General features: G+C 55.8%; 6 protein-coding genes and 3 pseudogenes. All 9 read left to right on the top strand.

The features are described 5' to 3' along the window. A pseudogene (locus INT33_RS21680) lies at positions 1–77 on the top strand (IS200/IS605 family transposase); the annotation flags it as partial. Between the two features lie 132 nt (positions 78–209). Then, a complete protein-coding gene (locus INT33_RS20495; protein ID WP_217990263.1) occupies positions 210–899 on the top strand; it encodes a TnsA endonuclease N-terminal domain-containing protein in 690 nt (229 codons plus the stop codon). A 50-nt stretch (positions 900–949) separates the two neighbouring features. Continuing rightward, on the top strand, positions 950–1,471 hold the full coding sequence (locus INT33_RS20490) for a helix-turn-helix domain-containing protein (protein ID WP_193061156.1): 522 nt from the start codon (positions 950–952) through the stop codon (positions 1,469–1,471). Next, positions 1,464–1,976: an RNA polymerase sigma factor gene (locus tag INT33_RS20485; protein WP_193057283.1), complete on the top strand. Its 513-nt coding sequence runs from the start codon at positions 1,464–1,466 to the stop codon at positions 1,974–1,976. The genes INT33_RS20490 and INT33_RS20485 overlap by 8 nt, the downstream gene beginning before the upstream one ends. Before the next feature lie 67 nt (positions 1,977–2,043). Then, positions 2,044–2,232, top strand: a pseudogene (locus INT33_RS21630) (FecR/PupR family sigma factor regulator); the annotation flags it as partial. 167 nt (positions 2,233–2,399) lie between these two features. Beyond that, positions 2,400–2,552, top strand: a pseudogene (locus INT33_RS21625) (hypothetical protein); the annotation flags it as partial. Between the two features lie 36 nt (positions 2,553–2,588). Further along, positions 2,589–2,960, top strand: a complete 372-nt coding sequence (locus tag INT33_RS21285; protein WP_264298799.1) for a FecR family protein — start codon at positions 2,589–2,591, stop codon at positions 2,958–2,960. A 141-nt stretch (positions 2,961–3,101) separates the two neighbouring features. Continuing rightward, positions 3,102–5,597 carry a TonB-dependent siderophore receptor gene (locus INT33_RS20475; RefSeq protein ID WP_193063633.1) on the top strand — a complete coding sequence of 832 codons (2,496 nt, stop codon included), beginning with the start codon at positions 3,102–3,104 and terminating at the stop codon, positions 5,595–5,597. A 50-nt stretch (positions 5,598–5,647) separates the two neighbouring features. Then, on the top strand, positions 5,648–6,514 hold the full coding sequence (locus INT33_RS20470; protein WP_193063635.1) for an ABC transporter ATP-binding protein: 867 nt from the start codon (positions 5,648–5,650) through the stop codon (positions 6,512–6,514). The last annotated feature ends 58 nt before the right edge of the window (positions 6,515–6,572 follow it).

The raw sequence follows: 6,572 nt of genomic DNA, 5'->3' as shown, positions 1-6,572 counted from the left end.
ATTTAAACTCCCTCGAAACCCTGTTTAGACAGGTGTGTCGGGATTTCGAGGCGGAGCTAAAGGAGTTCAATGGTGAATTCCACTAAAAACAGCTACTAATGCTATACTGGAACAATATCTTACGTTATTTTCGACAAGTAAATACGCTACTAATTGACACCAATATAAGCGACTGGGTGTTAAAATCACAAATATATAGGCGACTGAATATGAATCGGCCTGTTAGAGTTATTGGAACTAACCGAAGGAGCCTTACTGGGCAGGTTTCTTTCTTACGAGGAAGCACTTGCAATTTTGAGTCATCATTAGAGCGCGATTTCCTGATGATCCTCGATTTTGATCCGTTGGTCGCTACGGTTTGTGAGCAGCCGCTAACCCTTAAGTATCAAGATGATGATCGAAAAAGGCGTCAGTACACGCCCGATATGCTCGTGACTTACTCGGATGAAGCGGCGCCGATTCTGTATGAGGTTAAGTATCGCGAAGATTTGAGAGAAAATTGGCACATTATGAAGCCTAAATTTCAGGCAGCTATACGCTATTGCAAGCAGCAAGGTTGGGGCTTTCGCATTGTGACTGAGCGAGAGATTAGAGGCACTGGCCTATTGAACAATGCACGATTTCTAAGGGCCTATAGGGACTTGGCAGAGGACTCGGCTACCGCTACTCACTTGGCTAGAACCCTTGCCGTGCTCGGTGAAACAACACCTGAAATTCTACTTACAGCTGCTTATGCGAATGAGGAAAAGCGTATGTGTGCGCTTAGTTGTTTATGGCAAATGATCGCTATAGGCCGTGTTCATGCTGACCTCATACGCCCATTAAACATGTCCAGCCCCATATGGATTACTAACGGAGAAGGTTTCTTATGGCTACAGAGCCCGCTTTTCTATCGGTAACTACTGGGTCTGTGATAACAGCCAATGGTCGTACCTATAGAGTTTCGCACTTGTTGGATACAGCAACCCTCCTTGCTAAAGATACCGACACTGGAGAGGTGCACCGTCTGTCTGCGCATCAGCTTCGTCCCGTAACGGATATAGAGCTTGGAGAAGGTGGTGTTGCTGAAGGAAAGGATTTATCCGAGATCGAAGACGAAGACTGGCAAGTTGCTCAGCAGCGGTTTGCAGCAATCCGTCCTCTACTTGACGATCCATTTCGTACTCGTGCAAAGGCAGAGCAGTTAGCAGAAGAAGCCGGTGTTCACGTTGCCACTTTATACCAATGGGTTAAGGACTATCACGAGGCTGGCCATATTTCAGCATTGATACCAGCCCCGCGAGGCCGCAAGCCAGGTACGAAAAAGCTCGATAAGAAAGTCGAGGCAATAATCGAAGGGGCGATCAATGACTTATATCTAAGTCGTCAACGATATAAGCCCAGTGACGTAATTATCACTGTCAAAGCTCATTGCAAACAGGCCGGTTTACTTCCTCCCACTCATTGTTTCCGGTCTTGTCGACGTGGCTGAAAATAAGAAAAAAACGATCGTTCAGGTGTTGACGGAAAGCTATGGCGATCTGGTCAAGCATCTTGCGCGCCGCTTCGGGACAGCCACGGATATTCACGACGTCGTTCAGGATACCTATCTGCGTGCCGAAAAAATGCCGCCGGATATGGATGTGCAGAATCTGCGGGCCTATGTGTTCCGGATGGCGGACAATATCGCCATCGATCATTTGCGCAGAAAAAGCGCGCAAACGCGCTATTTCGAGCCACTGGGCGATCGTGATTCACTTTGCGCAGATGCCTCGCCGGAGCAGACGGCCGATTTCCGCCAACGCATCGCCATTCTCGAAAACGTCGTTGCAAATCTTCCGCCCCGGCAGAGGGAGGTTTTTCTCATGCATAAGTTCGACGGTCTCAGCCATTCGCAGATCGCCGAGCGGCTCGGAATAACGAAAAGTGCCGTGGAAAAACTCATCATCAAGGCGCTTGCGACCGCTCGAGCCAGACTGGATGAAAGGCTGAACTGATGAAAAAGCCATGTGCGATGATGAGGTGTAGCGATTGCAGATTCGTCAACAGGGTTAAGACCGGCAATTGCCGGGAACCTCATTTCGAGAGGAAAACCCGTTGAACGGCGGTGGCTACGAACGCATATTGTCAAAACAGAAGGCGAAAGACGAAGCCCTTGCATGGTTTGTCAGGGTCAATTCGGGCGATGCGGGCGATGCCGAGTTGCGCGCCCATAGACGCTGGCTTGCGGCTTCCGATGACAACCGCGCTGAATATGAGCGCATTTCCGGTATATGGTCCGATTTCGATAAGGTGGCCGATCCGCGATTGCCGCTCACCATGCGCAAGCCGCCGCTCGGGCGCAGGCCAGGCCGCCGTGCCTTCCTTGCAGGCGGACTTGCCACCGCGGCGGGTCTTGCGGCCGTTACGGCAATTAATGGATTACCGGCCGGTTTTCTCGCCGATTACAGCACCGGCACCGGCGAGCAGCGGAGCCTGACGCTGGCGGACGGGCCTTTTTCGCTGTCGCGAAGGACGCCCATCGTCCCTTCGTCGTCGAGGCGGCTTCCGGTACGGCAACGGCGCTCGGCACCCGGTTCTCGGTGCACGAATGGGGTGGGAATGCCTCCGTGGCGGTGGAGGAAAGCGCGGTTTCAGTGACCGCGCCGGACGGGTCGTCCGCTGTCCTGAACGTGGGAGAGAGCGTCTCCTACGGCCCCGGCGGTATGCAGCAAATCGCGCGTGTCGATGTGGAAAGCGACCTGGCCTGGCGTCGCGGCAAGCTGATTTTCGAGGATCGTCCGTTGCAGCAGGTCGTCGCCGATGTGAACCGCTACCGCAGCGGTACGATTCGTATTCTCGATGCGAAGCTCATGGATCTGCGCGTGAGCGGAATTTTCAATATTGCCGAACCCGATGCGGTGCTGACCACAATAACCGAGACCTTGCCGGTCAGGGCGGTGAGGCTTACGGATTATCTCGTTTTGCTGCGTGGGACGTAATCCCGTTTTGAGTCAAAACGTCATCCGCATAATTCCTGATAATTTTTTTCATATTTAGGGTGAGGTGGAATGCCGCGGAATACGTCTTACTTCTGAAAGCATCCCGAGCGGGCTGCAAACAGACAGGAGAGGGAAAAGGAAATGATGCGGCAAACCGGATTTCTGACCGGCGGGACCATGAAGGCGCATATGCGAAAGATGGCGATTGCCCTTCTTGCATCGTCCTCGGCTTTACTGGCGGTTACGCTTTACGCCACCCAAAGCATGGCGCAAACCGTCCCGGCCTCTTATTCGGTGCCTGCCGGTCCCCTGGGGGCTGCGATTTCGCGCTTCGGCGACAATGCCAATCTTCAGGTTCTTTATCCGGCCGATTTGGTTCGCGGCAAGCAGACGAAAGGGGTGCGTGGCAATATGAGCCGTGAGGAGGCGCTTAGCCGTCTTCTGGCAGGCACCGGCCTTTCCTATCGGTTCACATCTTCGGACACCGTCACTCTGGAACCGCTGCCGAGGGAGGGGAGCGCAGGCATTGCGCCCGATGGGTCCACCGTTCTTTCGACCATCGTGGTCAACGGGCAGGGCGAGAACGCCTGGGGCCCTGCGCAAGGCTTCGTCGCGCATCTCTCCGCGACCGCGACTAAGACCGACACGCCCATTCTGGAAACGCCGCAGACGATCAATGTGGTGACGGCACGGCAGATCGAGACGCTGAAACCCTCCAAGCTTGCGGAAACGCTGCGCTATACGCCGGGTGTGGTGACCGAATTCCAGCCAAGCACCAGCTATTTCGACCGAATCCGCATTCGCGGCTTCTACAGCATCAATAATATCTACCTTGACGGAACCCAGCTCACACCTTCGGGTACGCTCGCTGTCGCGCAGGTGGACCCGTTTCTGCTGGAGCGTGTGGAGGTTCTCAAGGGGCCCGCTTCGGTACTTTATGGCCAGAACGGTTCCGGCGGCCTGATCAATATGGTGTCCAAGCGCCCGCTGGGCAATAACGACCGCGAGATCGGCTTTAGTGTCGGCACCGACAAACACCTTGAAACGACCATAGACTGGAACGGCGTTTCCGCGGATGAAACGTTCAGCTATCGCATTGCCGGCGTCGGCCGCAGGGCCGATCTCGATTCGGACTATGGCGAGACAGAGCGCTACGCCATCGCTCCGTCTTTCACCTGGCGTCCTTCGGAGGACACGAACTGGACGGTGAGGGCGGCGTTGCAGCGCGATCCGGAAGGTAATTCGAGCAGCTATCTGCCTGCGGTCGGAACCATCCTGCCCAATATCAACGGTCAGTTTCCGCGCGGGATCTATACCTGCGATCCAACTTTCTGCGATTACGACCGCAAGCAATATTATGTCGGTTCGGATTTCAGGCACAAGCTGAACGAGGATCTGGAATTTCGCCAGAACCTGCGTTTCACCTATGTCGATGTCAATTCGACCTCCTTCAGACTCGGTGCCTTGAAAGCCGATCAGAAAACGGTCAGCCGGCCGGCGCTTAATCAGGCGGCGACCACGCGCGGCATCGCAGCCGACAACAGCCTGAAATATGATTTTGACATTGGTGATACCCGCAACGAACTGATCGCCGGTTTCGATTATCGCCGGTTTTCCTCGGACAATCTTTCACTCTCCGGAACCAATTCCAGTCTCGATCTCAATCTGTTCGATCCGGTTTACGGCAATTATAGCCTGCCCACGCTGGCGCGCCGCACTGACAACAATGTCGTGCTGGAGCAATATGGTGTTTATGCGCAAAACCAGATGTCTCTGGGCAACTGGCGCCTGCTGACCGGCCTGCGTCAGGATTGGGCGAACACCACCAACGATAATTTTCTCACCGATTTGACAACGGAAACGCGTGACGATGCCCTGACGGGCCGCGCCGGTCTCCTCTATCTCTTCGATAACGGTCTTGCGCCCTATGTCAGCTATTCGACATCGTTCGAGCCGACTTCCGGTACGGATTATTATGGCGAGACTTTCAAGCCGACCGAAGGCAAGCAATGGGAAATCGGTCTGAAATACGAACCGCAATGGTTCAATGGCGTGTCCACCGCCTCGCTCTATGATCTCAAGCGGACGAATGTGACCACGGCCGACAATGAGCATACCTGCGCGGCGGCGCCCAATCTGCCCGATTGCGGCAATTTTTCGGTACAGACCGGCGAAGTGCGTGTGCGCGGGCTGGAGCTTGAAAGCAAGATCAGCCTGACCGAGAAGGTCAATGCCTCCTTCGGCTATACCTATATGGATGCCGAGGTTACCAGCAGCAATGACGGCTATGAGGGCAACAGGACGACCAATACGCCCAATCATATGGCCTCGGCCTGGCTCGACTACACCTTCCGCGAAGGCGTTCTCGACGGCCTGACGCTGGGTGGCGGCGTGCGTTATGTCGGAAGCATGTATGCCGATGACGACAATCTCAAGCCCATTCCGGCCTATACGTTGGGCGATGCGATGCTGGCCTACGAGCTCGGCAGGCTTTCGCCCAATCTAGACGGGTCGAAACTGGCGGTGTCGGTGACTAATCTTGCCGACAAAAAAGCTGTCGGCGGCTGCACCAGCGCCAGCTATTGCGATTATGTCGACGGGCGCAGTATCATCGGTTCCCTCAAAATCAAATTCTGACAGGAGCGCACCGGCGGTTCGGACGAACCGCCGGTGCCGGTGTTTACGCCATGACAGTCGATCCGGACCAGACCTCGATTGCGGCCGCAGGCCTCGATCTGGCCTATCAGACGAAAACCATCGTTCATGACGTCGGTCTTTCCATCGCGAAAGGCACGGTGACGACGCTTGTCGGCCCCAACGGGTCGGGCAAATCGACATTGCTCAAGGGGCTGGGTCGGCTGCTCGACCCTTTGGGTGGACAGGTTCTGCTCAATGGCAGGGATATTCGAGAGATGCGGACGCGCGACATCGCGCGCAGGCTCTCGATCCTGCCGCAGGGGCCGGTCGTTCCCGAGGGCCTGAATGTTCACGAACTGGTCGCCTATGGCCGTGCGCCGCATCAGGGGCTTTTCGGCCTGACGACGGAGGAAGACCGGGCGGCGGTCGAGCACGCCATGGCTATGACCGGCGTCGCACCGTGGCGCGATACGCTTGTGGATGCGCTTTCGGGCGGGCAGCGGCAGCGGGTCTGGATCGCCATGACGGTGGCGCAACAGACGCAGATCATGTTTCTCGACGAGCCGACGACCTATCTCGACATCGCGCATCAGCTCGACGTTCTCGAACTGCTGCGCAAACTCAACCGCGCGCATGGCCGCACCATCGTCATGGTGCTGCACGATCTCAATCTGGCGGCGCGCTATTCCGATCGCATCGTTGCGCTGCGCGATGGCCGCATCGTCGCCGACGGTGCACCGCGGGACGTTATCACCCCGTCGATCCTGCACCGGGTTTTCGAGATCGAGGCGGAAATACATGACGATCCCGTTTCGGGATGCCCATGGTTCGTTCCCAGACAGATCGTCCCCGCACAAAACGCCGAAGAACAGATCGTTATGGAAAGAAGTGTGCCGCAGTCAATTACCTCCGGCTGAAGCCGGAGGCTTGTAAAAGCAAGCCCGGTTGACCAGGGAAAGCGGTAGCCAACCCGCT

It is taken from the genome of Halomonas colorata (genome assembly GCF_014897985.1).
Lineage (GTDB): Bacteria > Pseudomonadota > Gammaproteobacteria > Pseudomonadales > Halomonadaceae > Vreelandella > Vreelandella colorata.
This window is presented reverse-complemented; position numbering and strand designations above follow the sequence as displayed.